Below are 23825 nucleotides of genomic sequence, written 5' to 3'. Positions count from 1 at the left end.
GCCCCCGCCGCACCCCCGCTCGCCCCGGTACGCCCGCCCGCAGGCACGACGGCGGACGACCACGGAGTACGAGAACCCCGCGCCCACCCGCCGCCCGCGTCCGCCGCTACGCCTCGAAGGTCGCCGCCAGCGCCTCCGACAGCCCCGGCACCAGGTCCCGGCCGGTGAGCACATCGGTGGCCGAGTCCTTCTCGCGCAGCCGCAGCGCGGACTCCCGCGCCCCGTCCCGCAGCACCGCCACGGTCATCCGGACCTCCTGCCGGTCCGGGTGCTTCGCCACCCAGCGGGCGAGGGCCGCCTCGTCCAGATTCTTCGGAACCGCCGCCTCCGCCGACGGGGGCAGCATCTGGCGCTCCACCGTCAGGGCGCAGCCCGCCACCGCTCCGGGCCAGGCGATGGTGGCGAGGAACTCGTCGAGCGGGGTGCCGGCCGGGATCTCGTCCTGCTCGACCGGCGTCAGCGGAGACGCCGCGTCGTCGTCGCCTTCGATACCGAGCTGCTCGGCCAGCGCGGGCTCCTGGGCGCGCAGGGCGGCGGTGTCGACCAGGGCGAAGAGCCGGGCGGGCTGGTCCCAGCCGAGCGTGGCGGCGTACTCGTCGATCTCCAGGACGGCCCGGGTCAGCGGGCTCGCGGCGATCGGTCCCGGCGAGGAGGGCGAGACGGGGGAAGCGGAGGAGGATTCATTGGACATGGTTCCTATCCTGCCCCGTCGGCGCCGCCCGGCGGGAACCGGCCGGTCCGGCAGGGCGGGCCCCCGCACCCGCGGCGGACCGTCCGCCCGCGCCCCCGGGGCCCCTTCGGGCCGGCCCCGGCAGCGGGCTACGAAACGGCTACGAACCGGACACGGGCGGAAGGCCGGATCGGGCCGGATCGTGACCCCGTGACGGGAACTAGGTAAAGCCTCAGTAAGTTGCACCAATGGGCTCTACGATCGCGGGGCCCGCTTCACACGGCCGCCCGGTACCCGTCCGGGCGGTCATACGATCGCGAACTTCGAGGTGCGCACGTTGGCTTTCCAGATGCCGGACCGCGGCGGAGGCCCCCCGACCGGGCCACGGATCAGGGTGGGACGGCCGTCCCGGCGTGTCCGCACCCTGCTGATGACACTGGGTGTGCTGGCGGTCCTGGCGATGGCGTTCGTCATGTTCGCCGGGTTCTGGACCGACTGGCTGTGGTACCGCTCCGTCGAGTACTCGTCGGTGTTCACCAAGACCCTCTGGACGAAAATCGGCCTCTTCGCCGTCTTCGGACTTCTGATGGCGACCGTCGTGGGCCTGAACATCTGGCTCGCGCACCGGCTCCGGCCGCCGCTCAGCGCGATGTCGCTGGAGCAGCAGAGCCTCGACCGGTACCGGATGGGCATCGCCCCGTACAAGAAGTGGGTGCTCCTCTCGGTCACCGCGCTGGTCGGGCTGATCGCCGGAGCCTCCGCCACCGGCCAGTGGAAGACCTGGCTCCAGTGGGTCAACGGGGTGCCGTTCGGTGAGAAGGACCCCCAGTTCGGGATGGACGTGTCGTTCTACGCGTTCGATCTGCCCTGGTACCGCTTCCTTCTCGGCTTCGGTTTCGCGGCCGTCGTGCTCTCGCTGATCGCCGCCGCGCTGACCCACTATCTCTACGGCGGGCTGCGCATCACCAGCCCCGGCGCCCGTGCCACCGCCGCCGCCACCGGCCATCTCTCGGTGCTGCTCGGCATCTTCGTCTCGCTGAAGGCCGTGGCCTACTGGCTGGACCGGTACGGCCTCGCGGTGAAGTCCAGCGACTTCAAGGCCACCGGCAACTGGACGGGCCTGCGGTACGTCGACGCCAACGCCTACCTCCCGGCGAAGACGATCCTGTTCTGCATCGCGGTCATCTGCGCGGTGCTGTTCTTCGCCACGCTCTGGCGGCGGACCTGGCAGCTCCCCGTCATCGGCTTCGGCCTGATGGTGCTCTCGGCGATCCTGATCGGCGGGCTGTACCCGGCGATCGTGCAGAAGTTCCAGGTCCAGCCGAACGAGCAGGCCAAGGAGGCGCCGTACATCCAGAAGAACATCGACGCCACCCGCAAGGCGTACGGCATCGACCAGGCCAAGCCCGAGGACTATCCGGGCCGGGTGACCGACCAGAGCCGCCGGGCCCAGCAGCGGGCCGACGCCGATACGGCGGCCAGCTACCGCGTGGTCGACTCCAATGTGGTGTCGCCCGCGTTCCAGCAGCTCCAGCAGGAGCGCAAGTACTACCAGTTCCCGACCACCCTGGACGTCGACCGCTACCCGGGCCCCGACGGCAAGCCGCAGGACACCGTGATCGGTCTGCGCGAGCTGAACATCGAGGGCATTCCGAAGCGGAACTGGATCAACGACCACTTCACCTACACCCATGGCTACGGCGCGATCGCGGCCAAGGGCACCAGCGTGGTCACCGACGCCGCCGAGGGAACGGTCGGCTCGCCCGACTTCACCGAGTCCGGCATGCCCACCAAGGGCACCCTCGTCGGCAAGGGCTCCTACGAGCAGCGGATCTACTACGGCGAGAAGACGCAGCAGTACTCCATCGTCGGCGGTCCGCAGAAGGAGCTGGACTACGAGGCGGCCAGCGGGGACACGAAGTACACCAGCTTCAAGGGCAAGGGCGGCGTCAGCCTCTCCAGCACCCTGAACCGCGCCGCGTACGCGGTGGCCTTCGGTGAACCGCAGATCCTCTACTCGGGCGCCGTGGGCGAAGGGTCGAAGATCCTCTACAACCGGACGCCGAAGGAGCGCGTCGAGGCGGTCGCGCCCTGGCTGACGATCGACGGCGACGCCTATCCGGCGGTCGTCGACGGCCGGATCCAGTGGATCATCGACGCTTATACGACGACCAACGGCTATCCGTACGCCTCCCGGACCACCCTGGGCGACACCACCACCGACTCGACGACCACGAGTCAGCGAGCGGTCGTCGCCCAGCAGAACCAGGTCAACTACATCCGGAACTCGGTCAAGGCCACCGTCGACGCCTATGACGGCACGGTGAAGCTGTACCAGTGGGACACCAAGGACCCGGTGCTGAAGACCTGGATGAAGGCCTTCCCGGGGACGGTGAAGAAGAAGAGCGACATCAGCCCCGAGCTGAAGTCGCACCTGCGGTACCCGCAGGACATGTTCAAGGTCCAGCGCGAGCTGCTGACCCGGTACCACGTCACCGAGCCCGACCAGTTCTACAGCGGCTCGGACGCCTGGCAGGTGCCGGACGACCCGACGAACAAGAAGGAAGCCAGCGCGGTTCCGCCGTACTACCTGAGCCTGAAAATGCCGGGAGACAAGGAACAGAAGTTCTCGCTGACGACCACGTTCACCCCCAACGGGCGGCCCAATCTGGGTGCCTATATGGCGGTGGACGCCGATGCCAACAGTCCCGGGTACGGGACGATAAGGCTGCTGAGAGTCACCGAGACGGTCCAGGGCCCCTCGCAGGTCCAGAGTGAGCTGAACGGTGTCGAGGAAGTGGCGACCTTCGTCCGTGACCTCAGAGGCACCGACTCGGACATCGAGTACGGCAATCTGCTGACGATCCCCCTGGACGGCGGGTTCCTGTACGTCGAGCCGGTGTACGCCCGCGGCGGCAGCGCGAACTATCCGCTGCTGAAGAAGGTGGCCGCGGCCTACGGCGGCGGTAAGCCGGTCTTCAAGGACAGTCTCTCCCAGGCACTGGACGCGGCCTTCGAGCAGCCGGTCAAGGAGCCGACGACACCGCCGGCCGAACAGCCGCCGGGCACCCAGCCGCCGACCACGCCGACTCCGCCGACCACGCCGTCGACCCCGCCGGCAACGGGTGACGCCGCGGTGAAGGAGGCCATCCAGAACGTCCTCAAGGCCCATGCCGAGGTCGACGAGGCCCTCAAGAAGGACCCGACCGACCGTGAGGCGGTCGGCCGAGCCGAGGACCAGCTGGATGCCGCGCTGGACCGGCTGGCCCAGCTCCAGGGCAGCGGTTCCGGTTCGTCGTCGAAGCCGCCGGCGGAGACCAAGAGCCCACCGACGTCCACCTAGGCCCTGTCCGGGGCCCGGTCCACCTCCGGGTGGACCGGGCCCCGAACGCGTTGGAGCAGGTCATTCCCCGCGTCTGATAGTGTTCGGACATACCGACGCGGGGTGGAGCAGCTCGGTAGCTCGCTGGGCTCATAACCCAGAGGTCGCAGGTTCAAATCCTGTCCCCGCTACTGAATCACCGAGGGCCCGGATCCATTGAGGATCCGGGCCCTCGGTGTGCGTATTGATGTTCGCAGGGCTGAGACACGACCCACAGCGGAAGGGGGAACCGCGCGCCGTGCCCGGGGAGTTCACCAGATAAGTGTTTGACTTATCTCTCTGTGGGCATGTCGACAAAACGCTGAAGTGACCTCACCCACTGCGGTATACCGGGTGTGAGCGGGTTGCGGGTGGTGCGACGATGGAATTTATGGGGGACAGGGCGACTCTGTTGGAAACCGGGCGGTTTGTACGGCGAGATGCCGGTACGGCGGCGCAAGCGCTGAATGCGGCGCCCTCGGCCACCGTCGCGGATTTCGCACATCTCACCGCCGGTATCCACCCGGGCGCGGGTGCGGGCACCATCGCCGGATCCGGCGCCCGGACGGTGGGCGGCCCGGTCGGCGGTCCGGCCGGGGGGCTCTCGCCGAGGCCAAGGTCCGGAGCAACTGATTCCCGTACGACATCTGGTGCGGGTGATGCTGCTGGTGCCAGTGTGGACGCCGTGGAGACGGCCGGAGCGGAGGCGCGGCACCGCCGCGCGGCCGACGCCGGCGATCCCGCCGCCATGAGCATGCTCGGTTCGATGCTGCTGCGCCGGGGCGATCTCGAAGGTGCCGAGCCCTATCTGCGCGGTGCCACCGCCGCCGGTGACCGGGCCGCGGCCAATAATCTCGGTGTTCTGCTCCATCAGCGCGGCCATCCGGAGGAGGCGGCCGGCTGGTGGCGGATCGCCGCCGTCGCCGGGTCCGCCGCGGCGGCCCACGCCCTCGGGCGCCATTTCCGGGAGCGCGGCGACGAGCCGGCCGCCGAGTACTGGCTGCGCCAGTCCGCGGAGCAGGGCCACGCGCTGGGCGCGTACGCCCTCGCGGAGCTGCTGGAGCACCGCAGCGACGTGGGCGCCGAACGCTGGCTGCGGGCCGCGGCCGAGCAGGGCCACCGGGAGGCCTCGTACCGCCTCGCCCGGATGCTCGACCTCCGTGCCGCGGACGAGGCCGCCCATCCCGGGAGCGCCTCCCGCGGCGGCGGGAGGGGCCCCGACACCGGCACCGGCGCCCGGACCCTGTCCGCGCTGGACGAGGCGGCCCAGTGGTACCGGCAGGCCGCCGCCCGGGGCCATCGGCGGGCCGCGCTGCATCTGGGCGGGATCCTGGAGAAGCGCGGCGAGCTGAAGGAGGCCGGCCGCTGGTATCTGACCTCCGCCAAGGACGGCGAGACCAAGGCCGCCTGCGCGCTCGGCTTTCTGCTGCGGGACGCGGGTGATGTGGAGAGCGCCGCGATCTGGTGGCTGCGGGCCGCCCAGGAGGGCGACGGCAACGCGGCCAACGCCCTGGGCGCGCTGCACGCCGCCCGCGGCGAGGCCCAGACCGCGGAGCGCTGGTACCGGGCGGCGATGAGCGCGGGCGATGTCAACGGCGCCTACAACCTGGGGCTGCTCTGCACCGCCCAGGACCGTACGGCCCAGGCCGAGCAGTGGTACCGCAACGCCGCCTACGCCGGGCACCGGGAGGCCGCCAACGCCCTGGCCGTACTGCTGCTCCAGGCCGGGGACCCGGTCGGCGCCGAGCCGTGGTTCTCCAAGGCCGCCGAGGCCGGCAGTGTGGACGCCGCCTTTAATCTGGGCATCCTCTACGTCGGCCGGGACGACGACCGCACGGCTCTGAAGTGGTACGAGCGGGCCGCCGCCGCCGGGCATACGGAGGCCGCGCTCCAGGTCGGCATAGCCCGGCTGCGCGACGGCGACGAGCAGACCGCCGAGCGCCATCTGCGCTGTGCGGCGGGCGGCGGCAGCGCGGAGGCGGCCTTCCGCCTTGCGACCCTGCTGGACGCCCGCCAGCCGCCGCCCGGTCCGCCCGCGCTGGGTGAGACGACGGCGGAGAAGACCGAGTGCGAGGAGTGGTACGAGCGGGCCGCCGAGCAGGGGCACCGCCGTGCCCAGGTGCGGGTCGGCATGCTGGCCGCGGCGCGCGGGGACCTGACCGGTGCGGCCCGCTGGTACCGGGAGGCGGCGGATGCGGGCAGCCGCAACGGCGCGTTCAATCTCGGACTGCTGCTGGCCAGGGACGGCAATGAGCGCGAGGCCGCGCTCTGGTGGAGCCGTGCCGCGCACGCGGGCCACGGCCGCGCCGCGCTCCGCCTGGCGCTGCTGGCGGCCCGCCGCGGCGAGCTGGCCGAGGGCAAGCGCTGGTGCGCCCGGGCGGAGGAGCTGGGTCCGGCCGAGGTCACCGAGCGCGCCGCGAAGCTGCGGGATGCGCTGCACCAGGAGCTGACGGCGTAGTCGCCTGCCGTCGTGGCGCAGGATGCGGCGGCAGGCGTACGCGGGTTGCCCTCCGGGCTGCCCTGCCGGCGCACCCGGCGGATCGTCCGGGGCGGACCCCGAGAGAGGCCCCGGCCTTGCCCTCCGGGCCGCCCGCGGTCCGGCCCGTGCTCCGGCTGGGATGCTGCCGGGGTGCGGGCGGGGCCGAAGGGCCGGTCGTGAGGACCCGTCCGCCCGGGTCCCGCGGGGCTCGTGGGGCGGGATTTGCACTGACCGGTCGGAACCCCGTAGAGTGAGGTCTACCGACGCGGGGTGGAGCAGCTCGGTAGCTCGCTGGGCTCATAACCCAGAGGTCGCAGGTTCAAATCCTGTCCCCGCTACTCAAGATCGAAGGCCCGGATCCCTTGGGATCCGGGCCTTCGGCGTTCCCGGACGCAAAGCGCATCCCGCGAAGCCGCCGGAAGTCCCCGAGGTTCCCGGAAGTCCGATGAAGCTGCGGGCCGCCGACGCCGCTCCGGACGGCCGGGCTGCGGCCATCGGCCGTCGCGCGGCACACACAGCAGTCGGCAGATGTGTCAGGCGGCGCAGTTCGGGCAGATGCCCCGGTACGTGACCTCGACATTGGAGACCGTGAAGCCGAAACGCTCGGAGTCCGGCAGATCCGCCAGGGGATTGCCCGCCGGGTGGACATCGCGGATGGCGCCGCAGCCGGCGCACACCAGATGGTGGTGGGGGCGGTGCGCATTGGGGTCGTACCGCTTGGCGCGGCGGTCCGTGGCGACCTCCAGCACCTCTCCCAGTGCGACCAGCTCGCCGAGGGTGTTGTACACCGTCGCCCGGGAGATCTCCGGGAGTCTCTCCACCGCCCGCGCGTGCACCTCGTCGGCGGTCAGATGGACATGGTCGCCGTCGAGGACCTCGGCCACGACACGCCGCTGCGCCGTCATGCGCCAGCCGCGTCCACGGAGTCGTTCCAACAGGTCACTCATAAGGGCCAGCCTAACAGTGGGGGGACCAGATCCCGAACGGGTGTGACTTTGGAAGTGGACTTGACTTAGACAAAGTCTATCGTAGGATCGGGTACCGGCGAACGCCAAGGGACAGGACAAGCAGGGATGACGCAGGAGGCGCACGTGACGCAGGGACCGCTCACCACGGAGGCCGGAGCCCCGGTCGCCGACAACCAGAACAGCGAGACCGCGGGCGTCGGCGGTCCTGTTCTCGTTCAGGACCAGCTGCTGCTGGAGAAGCTCGCGCACTTCAACCGCGAGCGGATCCCGGAGCGCGTCGTCCATGCGCGCGGCGCCGGCGCGTACGGCACGTTCACCCTCACCCGGGATGTGACGCAGTGGACCCGGGCGGCCTTCCTGTCCGAGGTCGGCAAGGAGACCGAGACCTTCCTGCGCTTCTCGACCGTCGCGGGCAACCTCGGTGCCGCCGACGCGGTGCGCGACCCCCGCGGTTTCGCGCTGAAGTTCTACACCGAGGAGGGCAACTACGACCTCGTCGGCAACAACACCCCGGTGTTCTTCATCAAGGACGCCATCAAGTTCCCGGACTTCATCCACACCCAGAAGCGTGACCCGTACACGGGCTCGCAGGAGCCGGACAACGTCTGGGACTTCTGGGGTCTGTCGCCGGAGTCGACCCACCAGGTGACGTGGCTGCACGGCGACCGCGGCATCCCCGCCTCGTACCGTCATATGAACGGCTACGGCTCCCACACCTACCAGTGGACCAACGAGGCCGGCGAGGTCTTCTGGGTCAAGTACCACTTCAAGACCGACCAGGGCATCAAGACCCTGACGGCGGCCGAGGCCGACCGGCTGGCCGGCCAGGACCCGGACAGCCACCAGCGGGATCTGCGCGAGGCCATCGAGCGCGGTGACTTCCCGAGCTGGACCGTGCAGGTGCAGATCATGCCCGCGGCGGAGGCGGACGGGTACCGCTTCAACCCCTTCGACCTGACCAAGGTCTGGCCGCACGAGGACTACCCGCCGATCGAGATCGGCAAGCTGGAGCTGAACCGCAACCCGGAGAACATCTTCGCCGAGGTCGAGCAGTCCATCTTCAGCCCCGCCCACTTCGTGCCGGGCATCGGCCCGTCCCCGGACAAGATGCTCCAGGGCCGGCTCTTCGCCTACGGCGACGCCCACCGCTACCGCGTCGGCATCAACGCCGACCATCTGCCGGTGAACCGTCCGCACGCCACCGAGGCCCGCACCAACAGCCGGGACGGCTTCCTCTACGACGGCCGTCACAAGGGCGCCAAGAACTACGAGCCCAACAGCTTCGGCGGTCCGCACCAGACCGACCGGCCGCTCTGGTCGGCCACCGCGGCCGGCGGCACGACCGGTACCCACCCGGCGGCGATCCACGCCGAGGACAACGACTTCGTGCAGGCGGGCAACCTCTACCGGCTGATGCCGGAGGACGAGAAGGCCCGGCTGATCGAGAACCTCGCCGGTGGTATCGCCGGGGTCTCCCGCGACGATATCGCCGAGCGGGCGATCAACAACTTCCGTCAGGCCGACGGAGACTTCGGCAAGCGGCTGGAAGCCGCGGTCCAGGCCCTGCGCGGCTGACGGACGCCTGCCGCAAGGCGGAGGGCCGGTCCGGCCGTCGATCACGACGGCCGGACCGGCCCTCCTGCATATCCACCGGTCATGTTTTGGCGTTCCCGGCGTTCCCGGCGTTCCCGGCGTCCCGCCGGTGGTGTGGGCGGCCGCGGTGTTACGGCCGTTCCGGTGTCCCTGCTCTGCTCAGCCGACCAGGGTCTCGCGGTGGCGGCGGGCCGGGGCCCAGCAGCGGACGATGTCCCGGACCGAGACGATGCCCACCGGGCCCGCCTCGTCGAGCACGACCAGATGCCGGAATCCGCCGCGGGACATGGCTTCCGCCGCTTCCTCCAGCGTCCAGGAGGGCGCGGCGAAGACGACTTCGGTGGTGGTGTGGGCGCCGGCGGTCTCCCGGTCGGGATCCTGGCCGGTGCCGACCGAGGTGAGGATGTCGCGCTCGGTGAGGATGCCGGGGCCCTCGGCGTCGCCGTCGAGGACGACGGCCGCGCCGACCCGGCGGGCGGCCATCAATCCGGCGGCCTGCCGGAGGGTGTGGGTGGGGCCGATGGTGAGGACCACCGTGCTCATGGCGTCACGGACGAGCATGGCCGGAGCCACCTCCTTGGGGAACCGGCCCTTTCGAGAACCGATTCACAAGTTCACAAACGGGGGCATCTTCAGAGTCGCAGCCCGGGGCGGTCGCATCAAGGGGCGCGGCAGGGCCTTGTTCCCGGGATCTTCGCCCGGCCCCCGGCCCCGGCCAGGTCCCCGCCCCCGGCCCGCAGCCCTCGGCGCGGTCCGCGGTCCGCGGTCGGTGGTCAGCCGTTCGCGGAGGGTGCGGGGGCCGGTCCCGGAGGGGGTGTCACGGCCGTGCGGACCAGTCCGGCCACGCCCTCGCGGTCGGGGGCGACGACGAAGGAGAGCGCCAGCCGGACCGTCAGTTCGCACCGATGGGCCAGGGCGGCCGCCTCGTCCGGGTGGGGCGGGCCGTTGCTCCTGGCGCGCTCCAGAGCGGCCAGGGAGCGCTCCCGTACCGCCGCGGCGACATCCGCCGGAGCCGGAGGCCCGGCGTCCGCCCGGCGCTGGGCGGGGGCCGCGGCGAAGGGCGCGCCCTGTTCGGCGGGCCGGGGTACGGGCAGCCGCTCGCCCCAGCAGCCGGTCAGCAGCGCCCGCAGCAGGGGCCGGGCCCGAGCGCGGGCGACGGTCCACTCGGCGAGGGCGACGAGCTGCTCCGCCGCGCTCGGCCCGGCGCGTTCGGCCAGCAGCTGGTCGACACCGTGGAAATAGGCGTCCGCTTCCCGGCGCACCAAGGCGCGGGCCATCCCGTCCTTGCTGCCGAACTCGTTGTAGAGGGTCTGCCGGGAGACGCCGGCCGAGGCCGCCACGTCCACCATGCGCACCGCGGACCAGGGCCGTTGGTCGAGCGCCCGCAGGGCGGCGCTCAGCAGGGACTCTCGGGCTGTGGGCACGGTCACCTCCGGGCCGCGGGGCTCGCTGCCAGAGTTGACGTGCCCCCCTCGGGTGTCAAGGGGCCGGGGCGGCGGCCCCGCGGCATGGCCGGATCCGGTGCGGGGGCGCACCGATAGGGTGAGGATCATGCCCGAGTACGACGATGATCTGCGCCTCGCCCATGTCCTCGCGGACGCCGCCGACGCGACCACCACGGCCCGGTTCAAGGCGCTCGACCTCCAGGTCGAGACCAAGCCCGATATGACCCCGGTGTCCGAGGCCGACCGGGCGGCCGAGGAGCTGATCCGCGGACAGCTGGCGCGGGCCCGGCCGCGGGACGCGATCCTCGGCGAGGAGTACGGCGTCGAGGGCACCGGCCCGCGCCGCTGGGTGATCGACCCGATCGACGGGACCAAGAACTACGTCCGCGGGGTGCCCGTCTGGGCGACCCTGATCTCCCTGATGGAGCAGGGCGAGGGCGGCTGGCGGCCGGTCGTGGGCGTCGTGTCCGCCCCGGCCCTGGGGCGGCGCTGGTGGGCGGCCGAGGGTTCGGGTGCCTTCACGGGCCGGTCGCTGACGTCCGCGACCCCTCTGCGGGTCTCCTCGGTCTCCCGTATCGAGGACGCGTCGTTCGCGTACTCCTCGCTGACCGGCTGGCGGGAGCGGGGAGGCCTTGACGGCTTCCTCCGGCTGAGCGACGACTGCTGGCGCACCCGCGGGTACGGCGATTTCTGGTCGTACATGATGGTGGCCGAGGGTTCGGTCGACATCTGCGCGGAGCCGGAGCTGTCGCTGTGGGACATGGCGGCGGTGGCGGTCGTCGTCCAGGAGGCGGGCGGTACGTTCACCGGCCTGGACGGCCGCCCGGGCCCGCACGGCGGAAACGCGGCGGCTTCGAACGGCCTGCTGCACGAGACGCTGCTGGGTTATCTGGGGGACTGACTGCCGTGACCTGCCCTGATGGGCCCTCCGGGGCCCCGGCGCACGATCCGCGGGGGCCCTCCGGGGCCCCGGCCCCTGATCCGCGGCCCGTTCAGTGCGCGGAGCCGGAGAGCTGGAGACCGATGACGCCCACGATCACCAGGCAGATGGAGACGATCTTCAGGGTGGACACCAGATCGCCCAGGAAGACCATGCCGTAGATCGCGGTCCCCGCGGCGCCGATGCCGGTCCAGACGGCGTACGCCGGGCCGACGTCCAGTTTCTTCAGGGCGAGCGTCAGCAGGCCGAAGCTGCCGAGGGCGAAGGCGGCGAAGGCGACCGTGGGCCAGAGACGGGTGAAGCCGTGGGACAGCTTCAGACAGACGGCGAATCCCGTTTCCAGGATTCCGGCGACCACCACGAGCAGCCACGCCATGTGAGTGCCTCCCCAACAGTCGGTGACTGCTTCGTCGGACTTGTTGCGATTATGCATGTGCCGACGGGGGTGCGCCGCAAACGTCATCACGGTGTCCGGCTGCGCGTCGCCCGACTGCGGGGGTGGGGGGCGAGGGCCGGGATCAGTCGCCTTCGCGGCGCTCCCGGGAGGCGAGGAGCCGGCGCAGGGAGTACAGCCGGGCGGGATCGGCGTGCCCTTCGGCGACCCAGTTGTCGAGGGCGCAGTCGGGTTCGTCGTGGCTGCAGCCGCGGGGGCAGTTCGCGGTGCCGGGTTCCAGATCGGGGAAGGCGAGGATGACGCGCGCCGGGTCGACGTGGTGCAGGCCGAAGGACCGTACCCCGGGGGTGTCGATGACCCAGCCGCCGCCCTTCCCGGCCAGCGGCAGCGCCAGCGCGGAGGTGGTGGTGTGGCGGCCGCGGCCGGTGACCGCGTTGACATGGCCGGTGCTGCGGCGCCGGTCGTCGGGGACGAGGGCGTTCACGAGGGTCGTCTTGCCGACGCCGGAGTGTCCGACGAAGGCGGTCGTCCGGCCGGTGAGGTGTTCCAGTACGAGGTCGGCGGCCCGGCCGTCGACGAATTCGTCGCGGGTGGTGACGATGTACGGGACGCCGAGGGCGCCGTACAGCTCCAGCAGTCCGTCCGCGGCCGCCAGATCGGATTTGGTGAGCACGAGGAGGGGTTCGAGTCCGCCGTCGTAGGCGGCGACCAGGCAGCGGTCGATGAGCCGGGGCCGGGGTTCGGGGTCGGCGAGTGCGGTGACGATGGCGAGTTGGTCGGCGTTGGCGACGACCACGCGCTCGTACGGATCGTCGTCGTCGGCGGTGCGGCGCAGGACCGAGGTCCGCGGTTCGATACGGACGATCCGGGCCAGGGTGTCCTTGCCCCCGGACAGATCGCCGACGATGGCGACCCGGTCCCCGACGACGGCCGCTTTCCGGCCGAGTTCGCGGGCCTTCATCGCGACGACGATCCGGTCTTCGACGAGGCAGGTCAGCCGGCCCCGGTCGACGGTGAGGACCATTCCTTCGGTGGCGTCTTCGTGTTTGGGCCGGATGTTGGTCCTGGGCCGGTTGCCCTTCCGGTTGGGCCGGACGCGGATGTCGTCCTCGTCGGGGTTCTTGCCGTAGCGCCGCATTGCCTCAGATCCCGTTCAGCTGTCCGCGCCCGTTGCGTCGGGCAGGCCGAGCATGGCGGCCCACATCGCCGGGAAGTCGGGGAGGGTTTTGGCGGTGGTCGCCACGTTCTCGATCTCGACGCCCTTGACGGCGAGACCGATGATGCTGCCCGCGGTGGCCATGCGGTGGTCGTCGTAGGTGTGGAAGACACCGCCGTGCAGGGTGCGGGGCCGGATGTGGAGGCCGTCCTCGGTTTCGGTGACGTCGCCGCCGAGACCGTTGATCTCGCGGGTGAGCGCGGCCAGCCGGTCCGTTTCGTGGAGCCGCAGATGGGCGACGCCCCGCAGGGTGGAGGGGGAGTCGGCGAGGGCGGCGACGGCGGCGATGCCGGGGGTCAGCTCGCCGACCTCGGAGAGGTCGACGTCGATGCCGTGGATCCGGCCGCTGCCGGTGAAGGTGAGTCCGAGGTCGGTCAGCTCGCAGGCGCCGCCCATCTCGGTGAAGATGCGGCGCAGCGCGTCACCGGGCTGGGTGGTGCGCTCGGGCCAGTCGCGGACGGTGACCCGGCCGCCGGTGATCAGCGCCGCCGCCAGGAACGGCTGGGCGTTGGAGAGGTCGGGCTCGATGACCAGATCGCGGCCGAGGAGCGCGGAGGAGGTGACCCGCCACACATTGGGCTCGCCGCCGGTTTCGGGCTCGTCGACCTGGGCGCCGACCGCGCGCAGCATATCGACGGTCATCCGGATATGGGGCATCGACGGCAGCCGGGAGCCCACATGCCGTACCTCGACGCCCTGGTTGAAGCGGGGGGCGGAGAGCAGCAGCGCGGAGACGAACTGGGACGAGGCGGAGGCGTCGATCTCCACGGAGCCGCCGTCGAGGGCGCCACCGCCGTGGACGGTCAGGGGGAGGGCGCCGCGGCCGTCGTCGTCGATGCGGGCGCCGAGGGTGCGCAGGGCGTCGATCACGCCGTGAAGCGGCCGTTCGTACGAGCGGGGGTCGCCGTCGAAGCGGACGGGACCGTCGGCGAGGGCGGCGACGGGCGGCAGGAAGCGCATGACGGTGCCCGCGTTGCCGACGTCGACGGTGGCGGGGCCGTGGAGTCCGGCGGGGATGACACGCCAGGCTTCGCCCTCGCCGTCGGGGCCGACGCCTTCTTCGATGCCGACGCCGAGGGAGCGCAGCGCCTCGGCCATCAGCAGGCTGTCGCGGGAGCGGAGGGGGCGGCGCAGCCAGCCCGGCTCGGCCGCCAGGGCGGCGAGGACGAGGGCGCGGTTGGTGACCGACTTGGATCCGGGCACGGTCACCGTCGCTTCGACGGCTCCGGTCGCGTAGGGGGCGGGCCAGAGGGCGGGGGCGGGGTGCGCCGGTGCTTCGGTCATGGCCATTACTTTAGTGGCTCGGCCAACACCCCGATCTTGATCAAATATGCCGGAACCTGGGCGTAATCGTTCTGTGGTACGTCTCCGAGCGCGGGCCGGGCGGGGAATCCGGGCCGTTCGGGCCCGGGGCCCGCCACCGGGTCAGCGGAGGCCGAGCAGCCACCGTCCGCCGCCGATCAGCGAGCAGAGCGACACCGCGTGGAAGAGGAGGAGCCACAGGGCGGCCGGTACGTGGGTGAGCCGGGAGAGCTGGTCGGCGTCGGAGCCGGGGGCACCGCCGCGGCGGCGCCCGGCCTGGAGTTCGAAGACCGGCCGGACCCCGCCGAGCAGCAGGAACCAGACCGCGGTGGTGGCGAAGCCCGCCTGGACGTCCGGTTCGGCCAGCCAGGAGATCAGCAGGAAGGCGGCGCCCGTCAGGACGACCGTGAGCACCCCGTACACGTTCCTGATCGTCACCAGCATCGCCAGCAGAAGGCCGGTGGCCAGCCACAGCAGCAGGGTGGTGCGCCCGGCCGAGAGCAGCGCGGCGCCGCCGAGGCCGAGCAGGGGCGGGGCGGTGTAGCCGGCGGCGAAGGTGAGGATCATGCCGATTCCGGTGGGCCGGCCCCGGCTCACGGTCAGTCCGCTGGTGTCGGAGTGGAGCCGGATGCCTTCCAGTGTGCGGCCGGTGAGCAGGGCGATCAGCCCGTGGCCGCCTTCGTGGGCGAGGGTCACGGCATTGCGGGAGAGCCGCCATATCGGGTTGGGGACGACCGCGATCAGGGCGAGGGCGCCGGTCAGCACGATGATCCACTGTTCCGGCGCGGGCTGGACGCCGGTGAGCCGGTCCCACAGGTCGGCGGGGGAGGCGCTGCTCAGGAGCAGGCCGGTCGTGGCGTCGGAGAGTCCGGCGACGGGGGTCCTGTCCATGGCGGGGCGGCTCCTGGGAGAGAGGGCGCGGGGGAGAGTGCAGTGTGGCATCCGAAGGTGCGCACCCGGGGAGACGCCCGGGCGGAGCGGATCGTTCCGCGGGTGCCCCGGGGCCGGTTTTCCGGCCGGCGGCCGCTCGGCCCGGCAGACTGCACGGCACCGCGGAATCACAGGGCACGGCCGCACGGTTGTGCAGAGCGAAGGGGTGGTTGGCAGATGTGTGGACGGTACGCGGCCGGTCGGGGGCCCGAGGAACTGGTCGGGCTCTTCGGCGTGCAGAAGTGGGAGCCCGAGGAGACCCTCGCCCCCGACTACAACGTCGCCCCGACCAAGCAGGTCCACGTCATAGTGGAGCGCCCTCTGAAGGACTCCGGCGATCCCGCCCCGGTCCGGCAGCTCCGGACGGTGAAGTGGGGGCTGGTGCCGTCCTGGGCGAAATCGCCGGAGGGCGCCGCCCGGATGATCAACGCCCGGGCGGAGACCGTCCACGAGAAGCCTTCGTTCCGCCGGGCCTTCGCCGCCCGCCGCTGCATCGTCCCCGCCGACGGCTACTTCGAGTGGGTCACCGGCGCCGAGGAGCGGGAGCTGGAGGAGAAGGGCCGGAAGAAGCGGCCCCGTAAACAGCCGTATTTCGTCACACCCGCCGACGGTTCGGTCTTCGCCATGGCCGGGCTGTACGAGTTCTGGCGCGACCGCACCCTGCCGGACGACCATCCGCAGGCCTGGTGGGCCACCTGCACGGTCATCACCACCGAGGCGGAGACGGGCCCGCTGGGCGTCGCGCCCGCCGGCGGACCGCGGACACTGGCGGAGATCCACCCCCGGATGCCGCTGATGCTCACCCCCGACCACTGGGACGACTGGCTGGACCCGGCGCATACGGACCCCGCCGGGCTCAGGTCGCTGCTCGCGCCGCCGCCGGAGGGGCTGATGCGCGCCTATCCGGTCGCCACGGCCGTCAGCAACGTCCGCAACAACGGCCCCGAGCTGCTGACCGAGCTGGAGGCCCCGGAGGAGGGCACGCTCTTCTGAGCCCGCCCGGCGGCCCCGGCCTCCGGGCCCGTCGGTGCCCCGGGCCCGGGGACCGGCGCGGCAGGATGGGCCCGTGACCCCGGTGCCCGGACCGGGGCCGGAACGGAGGACGTCGGGATGGAGCACGGCCACAGGGACGGCACCGGACGCGGGCCCGGCGGCACGAAAGCCCCCGCAGCAGCCGAGGCGGCAGAGGCCGAGGAGGTCGGGACGGCCGCCGGGCCCGCCCGGATCCACTGGCACCGGGCCCGCAGCCCCCGGCTCGTGCTCGCCCTCGGCCACGGCGCCGGCGGCGGTACGGGCGCCCGCGATCTCGCCGCCCTCGCCCGGACCCTGCCCGCCGACGGGGTGACCGTCGCCCTGGTGGAGCAGCCGTGGCGGGTGGCCGGAAAGAAGGTGGCCCCCGCCCCGAAAACCCTGGACACGGCCTGGCGCGGCCTCTGGCCCGCCCTCGCCCGCCCCGGGCTCCCCGTTGTCGCCGGTGGCCGCAGCGCGGGCGCCCGGGTCGCCTGCCGGACCGCCGGGGAGCTGGGCGCCGCCGCCGTGCTCGCCCTCGCCTTCCCGCTCCATCCGCCCGGCCGCCCCGAGCGTTCCCGGGCCGGCGAACTCCTCGGCACCGGCGTGCCCACCCTCGTCGTCCAGGGCGGCAACGACTCCTTCGGCCGCCCCGGGGAGTTCCCCGACGGCCCGTACACACGCGTCGAGGTGCCGTACGCCGACCACTCCTTCGCCGTACCGAAGCGCTCCGGCCGGACCGAGGAGGAGACCGTGACGATGATCACGGAGACGGTACGGGGGTGGCTGCGCACCGTACGGGAATGACCCGCGCCCGCGCTCTGTTGTGCGGAGTACCGAGGCCACTGCGGAGAGTCGGCGAGGCCGGTCGGGGAACGGCCGTCACGCCGACGGCACAGCCGCCACCAGAGCATGGAGTAGGGAGTCCGACGCATGGGATCGACCATCTGCCCCCGCCGTACGCACGGCGCTGACCTCGGCTGGACCGTGCTCAGGCCGGAGGCCGCGGCCCCCGGGCGGGCGAAGGCCGGGGTCGGTCACCGGGAGCCCGCCGCCGAAGGTCGACTATTCTCCGATTCGAGCGGGTCCGCATTCGGCCTCGCAGGAGCGTTGGAGGAGGTGGGTCCGGTCACTGGGACCGACGCAGGGACCGACGGCGGCCAGGCACCCAAGGCGGACGCGGCCGGACGGACGGCGGAGCGCGGCGCGGAGACCCCCGCCGAGCGCAACGCCCGATTCGAGCGCGACGCCCTGGCCTTCCTCGACCAGATGTATTCGGCGGCCCTGCGCATGACGCGCAATCCGGCGGACGCCGAGGACCTGGTCCAGGAGACGTACGCCAAGGCGTACGGGTCCTTCCACCAGTTCCGCGAGGGCACCAATCTCAAGGCGTGGCTGTACCGGATCCTCACCAACACCTTCATCAACTCGTACCGCAAGAAGCAGCGCGAGCCCCAGCGCAGTGCGGCCGAAGAGATCGAGGACTGGCAGCTGGCGCGCGCCGAGTCGCATATGTCGACCGGTCTGCGTTCCGCCGAGTCGCAGGCGCTGGACCATCTGCCCGACTCGGACGTGAAGTCCGCGCTCCAGGCCATCCCCGAGGAGTTCCGGATCGCCGTCTATCTCGCGGATGTCGAGGGCTTTGCGTACAAGGAGATCGCGGACATCATGGGAACACCCATCGGGACGGTGATGTCCCGCCTGCACCGGGGCCGGCGCCAGCTGCGCGGTCTCCTGGAGGACTACGCCCGCGAGCGCGGCCTGGTCCCCTCCGGTGCGGGGGAGTCGGACGAAGCGAAAGGCTCGGGCTCATGAGCTGCGGAGAGCCGCACGAGACGGACTGCTCGGAGGTGCTCGACCACCTCTATGAGCTTCTCGACGGCGAGATGCCCGACGCCGACTGCACCAAGTTCGAGGTGCACTTCGAGGAGTGCTCCCCCTGCCTGGAGATGTACGGGCTGGAGCAGGCGGTGAAGAAGCTGGTCAAGCGGTGCTGCGGATCCGACGACGTACCCTCCGATCTGCGCTCCAAGGTGATGGGCCGGATCGACCTGATCCGCGCCGGGCACCCCGTGCCCGACGAGGACGTCACCGTCGGCGGACCGGAGTCCCCGGACCGCGAGTGACGCCACCGGGCCGGACGCCCGGGGCCGCACCGGCTTCCGCTTCCCGGCCCTGAACGCGCTGACGGGCGCGCCGCGACGATTCAAGGCGGCGCGCCCTTCGTCTGCCCTCCACCACCCGTACGCCGCCCGGGATTCACCCGGATGCGGGAACCGTCGGGCGCCCCGTCACTCCTTCGCCCGCCGCTCGTTAGCGTGACACCCGGGTGCACCACCGGCGCGCGGAGCACGAAGGAGGGGTGGCGACGTGCGGTCCGTTCCGGCTGCGGCCTACGCCTATGTCCTGGGTGCCGTCCTCGGTACCGTCTGGTGCGTCCTGCCCGCCCTGCGTACGCATCTCTCCTGGACCACGCTCGGTCTGCTCGCCGCCCTGTACGCGCTCTGCGAACTGCCCGGCCACTGTCCGTACACCGGTGACGCGATCCCGGTCCGGCCCGGCTCCTTCTTCCCGGTCCTGCTGGCGGCCTCGTTCCTGCTGCCGCCCGCCGCGGCGGCGCTGGTCGCCGTGCCGGGCGCGCTGCTGTCCCGGGTGGACCGGCGGCCGGCCGCGGTACGGCGGATCTGGCGGGCCGCGCAGCTCGCGCTCGCGACCTGGGCGGCGGCCCGGACGTACGAGCTGCTCGGCGTCGACCACATCCCCGGACCGCCGGACTTCCCCTATGCGCTGCTGCCCGCGGCCGCCGGGGCGCTCACCTTCTGCCTCGTCCTCGGGCTGCTGGAGTGCGGTGTGCTGGCCACCGCGGAGCGGCTGCCCGCGCGGAGCGCCTGGCGCGCGGCGGGGTCCGCGGGCGCCGCCGGGTCCGCGAGTGCCGGACGGCCCGGGGGTCCGGGCGGCCCGCTGGGCGCGGCGGCCGTGCCGTACCTGGTCCACGGGCTGGCGGGGCTGATGATGGCGGTGCTCTGGCGCAGCCCGTACGGCCCGGTGTCGGCGGTCTTCGTCCTGCTGCCGATGTACATCTCCTGCTGGCTGTTCGCCCAGTACCAGCGCGAGTCCGCCGCCCATCGGGCCACCATCCGCTCCCTGGTCCAGGCCGTCGACATCAAGGACCGCTACACGCGCGGGCACGGCGAACGGGTCGGCCGCGCCTCCGTGCTGATCGCCCGGGAGCTGCGGATGGGCGAGGAGCGGCTCGAAGCGGTCCGGTTCGCCGGGATCCTGCACGATGTCGGCAAACTGGGCGTCCCCACCCGGATCCTCCGCAAGGACGGGCCGCTGACCCCGGAGGAGCGGCGGGTGATCGAACTGCATCCCGAGTACGGCCACGAGATCACCCGGGACATCGGCTTCCTCCGCGAGGCGCGGGACGCGATCCTCCACCACCACGAGCGGCTCGACGGCACCGGATACCCGCACGGGCTGGCCGGGGACGCGATTCCCGAGTTCGCACGGGTGGTCGCGGTGGCCGACGCGTTCGACGCGATGACCTCCACCCGCTCCTACAGCAGGGCCCGGCCGGTCCAGGTGGCGCTGAAGGAACTGGAGCGCTGCGCGGGCTCCCAGTTCGACCCGCGGATGGTGACGGCGCTGGTCAGGGCGCTCGCCCGGCACGGCTGGGAGACCGCGGTGACCTCTGACGAACCGTTGCTGCCGCCCCAGCGCGGCGCTGCTCCGGACACCGTCGCGGTCCGTCTGCCACCGAACGCGGGACCGAACGGGCCGGCGGACGCGGGACCACCGGGCGCCGACCGGAGCTCCGGCCCGCGGGACGGCCGGCGGTGATCCGCGGAGCCGCCCCCGGCGGATGGTTCCGCGGACACGGGCTGTCCGACGGCCGCCGCGCCGCCCCCGGCGTACCGGGCCGGAGCCGCCGTGCCCCCTCCGAGGCCCGGCCCCCGGAGCAGGGGCCTGTCCCGGGCCGCCGCACCGCTCCGGCGGCGCGGCTCCCGGACCGCGTGCCGTGGTGGAACCACCGCGGCTCCGGGGCACCGGCCCCGGACCGTATGCCGTTCTTCCGCGGCCGCCGCGCCGCCCCCGGCACCCGGCCGCCGGGCCGCGGCCCGTTCCGGATCCCGGCGGCGGTGGGGTACGGCGTCGCCGCGGTCCTCGGCTGTGCCGCGATCGTCCACTGCCTCGGCCACGGGATCGCCGAGCCCGGGATCGCCCTGGCCTTCGGGGCCCTCGTCGCCGTCGGCGAGGCCGCCCGCAGACCGGCCAATCCCGGGGCGCGCGAGCCCGCGCCCCTCGGAACGGCCGGTGTGCTGGCGTACGCCCTGCTGGGCGAATGCGCCGGGCGGGCGACCACCCACGGCACGCTCCAGGTCGTCTTCGTGGTCCTGGCCGCGACGCTCGCCGGAGCCGTGGCCCGGCCGGCCCGGGACCGCCGCGGCCTCCGGCGCGAACTGCCCGGCCATCTCGCCCGCCGTATCCTCGTCGCCGCCTTCGCGGCCGTCTGCTTCCAGCCGCTGCACGCGTCCGGCACCCCCGATGGCCCCGCCGCGGGCGCGGCGTACGCCCTGTTCCTGCTCCTTCTGCTGGCGCTGACGGCCCTCTGCGACACCGTGCTGCGCGCCGCCTTCCGCCGCTCCCGGACCGGTTTTCCGTACGGCCCCCTGCTCCGGGACGAACTGCGCGCCCTGCCCTCCATCGGCTCCGCGGTCTGCGCCACCGGGGTGGTGATGGCCCTCGCCGTCACCACCGCCGGACTCTGGGCGCTGCCGGTGTTCAGCCTGCCCCTGCTGCTCACCCAGCTCTCCCTGAGCCGCTACGAGGCCGTCCGCGCGACCTATCGGCAGACCATCGCCTCCCTCGCCCGCGCCACCGAGATCGCGGGATACACCCCGCCGGGCCATGCCCGCCGGGTCGCCGCTCTGGCGGTCGCCGTCGGCCGTGAGCTGGGCCTCGGCGGCGCCGATCTGACCGTGCTGGAGTACGCGGCCCTGATGCACGACATCGGGCAGCTCTCCCTCGTCGATCCGGTGCCCGACGGGGCCACCGCCCGGCTCCCGGCCGCCGAACAGCACCGGATCGCGCTGCTGGGCGGTGCGGTGGTCCGGCAGACGGGCGTACCGGCGGCCGTCGCCGTCGTCGTGGAGCGGCAGGCCGATCCGTACCGCGACCAGCCGCTCACGGCCCGTATTGTCCGTACCGCCAACGCATACGACGATCTGACCGGGGGAACCGCTAGGGAGAGCGGCGTCGGCGCGGACACGGACTCCGGCGTGCGATCCGGCGCACGGCGTGCGGTGACCGCGCCGGCCGCGCTCGAAGAGCTGCGGCTGGCCACCGGCCGGGACCATCAGCCCGAGGTCGTGGAAGCCCTCGCCCGGGTGCTGGCGCGGGGCGTCCGGGGCCGTGCGGTGCCGGACCAGGACCGCAGGGGTCACAGCCCCCGGGTCTCCCGGTAACCCCGGGTCCGCCTGGTGACCCATGGGTAATGAGCCGGTCCCCGGCGCGGCATGGTTGGATGCGAAGAGGAGCAGAAACAGAGGAGAGGCAATCGGACGGCAGCGTCCGCGACGGCTGCCGGGACCCGGGAGCCGCCGGGAAGGGCACGACGGCACAGGGCGGCACCGGGAGCGGCAGCGCCGCCGACGGCGGAACGAGACAGCGTCCGGGGGAACTGACCCGAGCGACCGGCAGGCGGGAATCGTGAGGATCTTCGGGAAGGTACGGCATCGGCCCTCCGCCTCGTGGCGGCAGGCCACCGACCGCGCGTTCACGCTGATCGGCGACGGCCGTTACGAGGACGCGGGCGCCCTGCTGACCAGGGCCGCGGACCTGGAGCCCTGGCTGGCCGAGTCCTGGTTCAATCTGGCCCTCCTGCACAAGTTCCGGCACGACTGGGAGCAGGCGCGGGCCGCCGGGCTGCGGGCGGTGGCCCTGCTGGACCGGGACGCCGGAGCCCCGGACTGGTGGAACGTCGGTATCGCGGCGACCGCGCTCCAGGACTGGCCGCTGGCCCGCCGCGCCTGGCAGGCGTACGGGCTGAAGGTGCCCGGCGCACCCGCCCGGACGGGCGCCGCCGGTACGGGCCTCGGGGCCGTCGGCGAGCCCCTCGACATGGACCTCGGCAGCGCGGCCGTACGCCTGTCGCCCGAGGGCGAGGCGGAAGTCGTCTGGGGCCGCAGGCTGGACCCGGCCCGGATGGAGGTCCTCTCCATTCCGCTGCCGTCCTCCGGCCGCCGCTGGGGCGAGGTCGTCCTCCACGACGGCGCCGCGAACGGCGAGCGCATCACCTCCGCGGGCCCCGCGTACCCCGTTTTCGACGAGATCGAGCTGTGGGCGCCGTCACCGGTGCCGACCTGGGTCGTCCTGCTGGAGGCCGCGACCGAGGACGACCGGGACGCCCTGGAGCGGCTCGCCTCCGACGCCGGATTCGCCGCCGAGGACTGGTCGTCGTCGGTACGGCTGCTCTGCCGCACCTGCTCCGAGGGGTCGATGCCGAGCGCGGAGGGCGAGGGCGAGCACCTCGACCCCCACGACCACAGCGAACCGGGCCATCCGGGGCCGCTGGGCCACCGGACCGCGGGCGAGCTGTGGTCACCGGAGCGGGAGTGCGGTATCGCGGCCCCGCCCGGACTGGTCCGCGGACTGCTCGACAGCTGGGTCGCGGACCGCCCGGACGGCCGGGAGTGGCGGGATCTCGAAGAGGTCTGCTGACCGCGCGGCCGGAAAGTGCCGCTGACCGCGGTCCGCGGAAGGGCCGTAGGCTGTATCCCCGCACGTTCCGTACGCCGCCCGGCGCAGGGAACGCTCCAGAACCGTCACCGGTCACCGACCATCACCCGGGGTATCGAGGAACACATGGCGTCGCAGCAGGGCATTGACGAACCGGCCGTCGAGGAGTTCATCAACGACACGGAGGACGCCGAAGAGCGCGAGCGGGCCCACCGCGAGCGCGGCACGTCCCGCCCCATCACGGTCGTCGGCAATCCGGTCCTGCACCGGGAGTGCCAGGACGTCACCGTCTTCGACGAGGAGCTGGCGGCGCTGATCGACGATATGTTCGCCAGCCAGCGCACGGCGGAGGGCGTGGGACTGGCCGCCAACCAGATCGGGGTCGACCGCAAGGTCTTCGTCTACGACTGCCCGGACGACGAGGGCGTCCGGCATGTGGGTGTCGTCTGCAACCCGGTGCTGGAGGAGCTGCCCGCGGAGCGCCGGGTGCTGGACGAGTCCAACGAGGGCTGCCTCTCCGTCCCCACGGCCTACGCCTCCCTGGCCCGCCCCGACTACGCGGTGGTCAGCGGGCAGGACGCCGAGGGCCATCCGATCCGGGTCCAGGGCACCGGCTACTTCGCCCGCTGCCTCCAGCACGAGACGGACCACCTCTACGGCCGGCTGTACATCGACCGTCTGTCCAAGCGCGACCGCAAGGACGCGTTGCAGCAGATGGCGGAGGGCACCCCGCGGTACGAGACCGTCCCGAACGAGTGACGTTCCGCCCGTCCGCAGA

20 protein-coding genes and 2 tRNA genes are annotated in these 23825 nt (G+C 72.6%); 14 read left to right on the top strand and 8 right to left on the bottom strand.

Translation table 11 applies throughout. From position 1 onward, the window contains the following. Positions 1–106: 106 nt before the first annotated feature. Positions 107–691: a PPA1309 family protein gene (locus tag ACIQ9E_RS05060; protein ID WP_403702098.1), complete on the bottom strand. Its 585-nt coding sequence runs from the start codon at positions 689–691 to the stop codon at positions 107–109. A gap of 328 nt (positions 692–1019) precedes the next feature. Between ACIQ9E_RS05060 and ACIQ9E_RS05055 the strand changes: the two genes are divergently transcribed. From ACIQ9E_RS05055 to ACIQ9E_RS05040, 4 genes are all read left to right on the top strand, one after another. Next, complete coding sequence (locus ACIQ9E_RS05055; RefSeq protein WP_403702911.1) at positions 1020–4013, top strand: UPF0182 family protein; 2994 nt, start codon at positions 1020–1022, stop codon at positions 4011–4013. A gap of 96 nt (positions 4014–4109) precedes the next feature. Continuing rightward, a tRNA-Met gene (locus tag ACIQ9E_RS05050) sits at positions 4110–4183 on the top strand. Positions 4184–4413: 230 nt separating this feature from the next. Further along, positions 4414–6489: a tetratricopeptide repeat protein gene (locus ACIQ9E_RS05045; protein WP_403702095.1), complete on the top strand. Its 2076-nt coding sequence runs from the start codon at positions 4414–4416 to the stop codon at positions 6487–6489. Positions 6490–6774: 285 nt separating this feature from the next. Beyond that, a tRNA-Met gene (locus tag ACIQ9E_RS05040) sits at positions 6775–6848 on the top strand. Positions 6849–7043: 195 nt separating this feature from the next. On the opposite strand, the gene ACIQ9E_RS05035 is transcribed toward ACIQ9E_RS05040, so the two are convergent. Further along, positions 7044–7457 carry a Fur family transcriptional regulator gene (locus ACIQ9E_RS05035; RefSeq protein WP_006346735.1) on the bottom strand — a complete coding sequence of 138 codons (414 nt, stop codon included), beginning with the start codon at positions 7455–7457 and terminating at the stop codon, positions 7044–7046. A 144-nt stretch (positions 7458–7601) separates the two neighbouring features. On the opposite strand from ACIQ9E_RS05035, the gene ACIQ9E_RS05030 reads away from it, so the two are divergent. Continuing rightward, entirely contained in the window at positions 7602–9053 is a 1452-nt protein-coding gene (locus ACIQ9E_RS05030) for a catalase (RefSeq protein WP_403702091.1), read from the top strand. A 177-nt stretch (positions 9054–9230) separates the two neighbouring features. Here the strand turns inward: ACIQ9E_RS05030 and ACIQ9E_RS05025 are convergent, their stop codons facing one another. Beyond that, complete coding sequence (locus tag ACIQ9E_RS05025) at positions 9231–9632, bottom strand: cyclic nucleotide-binding/CBS domain-containing protein (RefSeq protein ID WP_403702088.1); 402 nt, start codon at positions 9630–9632, stop codon at positions 9231–9233. 212 nt (positions 9633–9844) lie between these two features. Continuing rightward, positions 9845–10495: a TetR/AcrR family transcriptional regulator gene (locus tag ACIQ9E_RS05020; protein WP_403702085.1), complete on the bottom strand. Its 651-nt coding sequence runs from the start codon at positions 10493–10495 to the stop codon at positions 9845–9847. Between the two features lie 127 nt (positions 10496–10622). On the opposite strand from ACIQ9E_RS05020, the gene hisN reads away from it, so the two are divergent. Beyond that, complete coding sequence (gene hisN / locus ACIQ9E_RS05015; protein ID WP_403702083.1) at positions 10623–11417, top strand: histidinol-phosphatase; 795 nt, start codon at positions 10623–10625, stop codon at positions 11415–11417. A 91-nt stretch (positions 11418–11508) separates the two neighbouring features. Here hisN and ACIQ9E_RS05010 read toward each other — a convergent pair whose 3' ends face one another. From ACIQ9E_RS05010 to ACIQ9E_RS04995, 4 genes are all read right to left on the bottom strand, one after another. Further along, positions 11509–11832 (bottom strand): DMT family transporter, encoded by a 324-nt coding sequence (locus tag ACIQ9E_RS05010; protein WP_403702081.1) that lies wholly within the window; start codon positions 11830–11832, stop codon positions 11509–11511. 142 nt (positions 11833–11974) lie between these two features. Further along, entirely contained in the window at positions 11975–12988 is a 1014-nt protein-coding gene (rsgA, locus tag ACIQ9E_RS05005) for a ribosome small subunit-dependent GTPase A (protein WP_403702078.1), read from the bottom strand. A gap of 15 nt (positions 12989–13003) precedes the next feature. Continuing rightward, the gene (gene aroA / locus ACIQ9E_RS05000; protein ID WP_403702076.1) at positions 13004–14350 is read right to left on the bottom strand and encodes a 3-phosphoshikimate 1-carboxyvinyltransferase; all 1347 of its coding nucleotides are present in this window, start codon (positions 14348–14350) and stop codon (positions 13004–13006) included. Positions 14351–14491: 141 nt separating this feature from the next. Further along, entirely contained in the window at positions 14492–15259 is a 768-nt protein-coding gene (locus ACIQ9E_RS04995) for a M50 family metallopeptidase (protein ID WP_403702073.1), read from the bottom strand. 216 nt (positions 15260–15475) lie between these two features. On the opposite strand from ACIQ9E_RS04995, the gene ACIQ9E_RS04990 reads away from it, so the two are divergent. The 8 genes from ACIQ9E_RS04990 to def all read left to right on the top strand — a co-directional run bounded on the left by ACIQ9E_RS04990 (position 15476) and on the right by def (position 23806). Further along, positions 15476–16291, top strand: a complete 816-nt coding sequence (locus ACIQ9E_RS04990; RefSeq protein WP_403702070.1) for an SOS response-associated peptidase — start codon at positions 15476–15478, stop codon at positions 16289–16291. Between the two features lie 117 nt (positions 16292–16408). Then, a complete protein-coding gene (locus ACIQ9E_RS04985) occupies positions 16409–17113 on the top strand; it encodes an alpha/beta family hydrolase (RefSeq protein WP_403702067.1) in 705 nt (234 codons plus the stop codon). 312 nt (positions 17114–17425) lie between these two features. Further along, positions 17426–18121, top strand: a complete 696-nt coding sequence (locus tag ACIQ9E_RS04980; RefSeq protein WP_403702064.1) for a sigma-70 family RNA polymerase sigma factor — start codon at positions 17426–17428, stop codon at positions 18119–18121. Next, complete coding sequence (gene rsrA / locus ACIQ9E_RS04975) at positions 18118–18432, top strand: mycothiol system anti-sigma-R factor (RefSeq protein ID WP_006346723.1); 315 nt, start codon at positions 18118–18120, stop codon at positions 18430–18432. The genes ACIQ9E_RS04980 and rsrA overlap by 4 nt, the downstream gene beginning before the upstream one ends. 244 nt (positions 18433–18676) lie before the next feature. After that, positions 18677–20149, top strand: coding sequence for an HD-GYP domain-containing protein (locus ACIQ9E_RS04970; protein WP_403702061.1), 1473 nt, complete (start codon positions 18677–18679; stop codon positions 20147–20149). A 221-nt stretch (positions 20150–20370) separates the two neighbouring features. Further along, positions 20371–21774 (top strand): HD domain-containing protein, encoded by a 1404-nt coding sequence (locus ACIQ9E_RS04965; protein WP_403702058.1) that lies wholly within the window; start codon positions 20371–20373, stop codon positions 21772–21774. A gap of 244 nt (positions 21775–22018) precedes the next feature. Continuing rightward, a complete protein-coding gene (locus tag ACIQ9E_RS04960) occupies positions 22019–23029 on the top strand; it encodes a tetratricopeptide repeat protein (protein WP_403702055.1) in 1011 nt (336 codons plus the stop codon). Positions 23030–23173: 144 nt separating this feature from the next. Continuing rightward, complete coding sequence (gene def, locus ACIQ9E_RS04955) at positions 23174–23806, top strand: peptide deformylase (RefSeq protein ID WP_403702052.1); 633 nt, start codon at positions 23174–23176, stop codon at positions 23804–23806. Positions 23807–23825: the final 19 nt, after the last annotated feature.

The sequence above is a fragment of the Streptomyces sp. NPDC094448 genome (assembly GCF_044763775.1).
In the GTDB taxonomy this organism is placed as follows: Bacteria; Actinomycetota; Actinomycetes; order Streptomycetales; family Streptomycetaceae; genus Streptomyces.
This window is presented reverse-complemented; position numbering and strand designations above follow the sequence as displayed.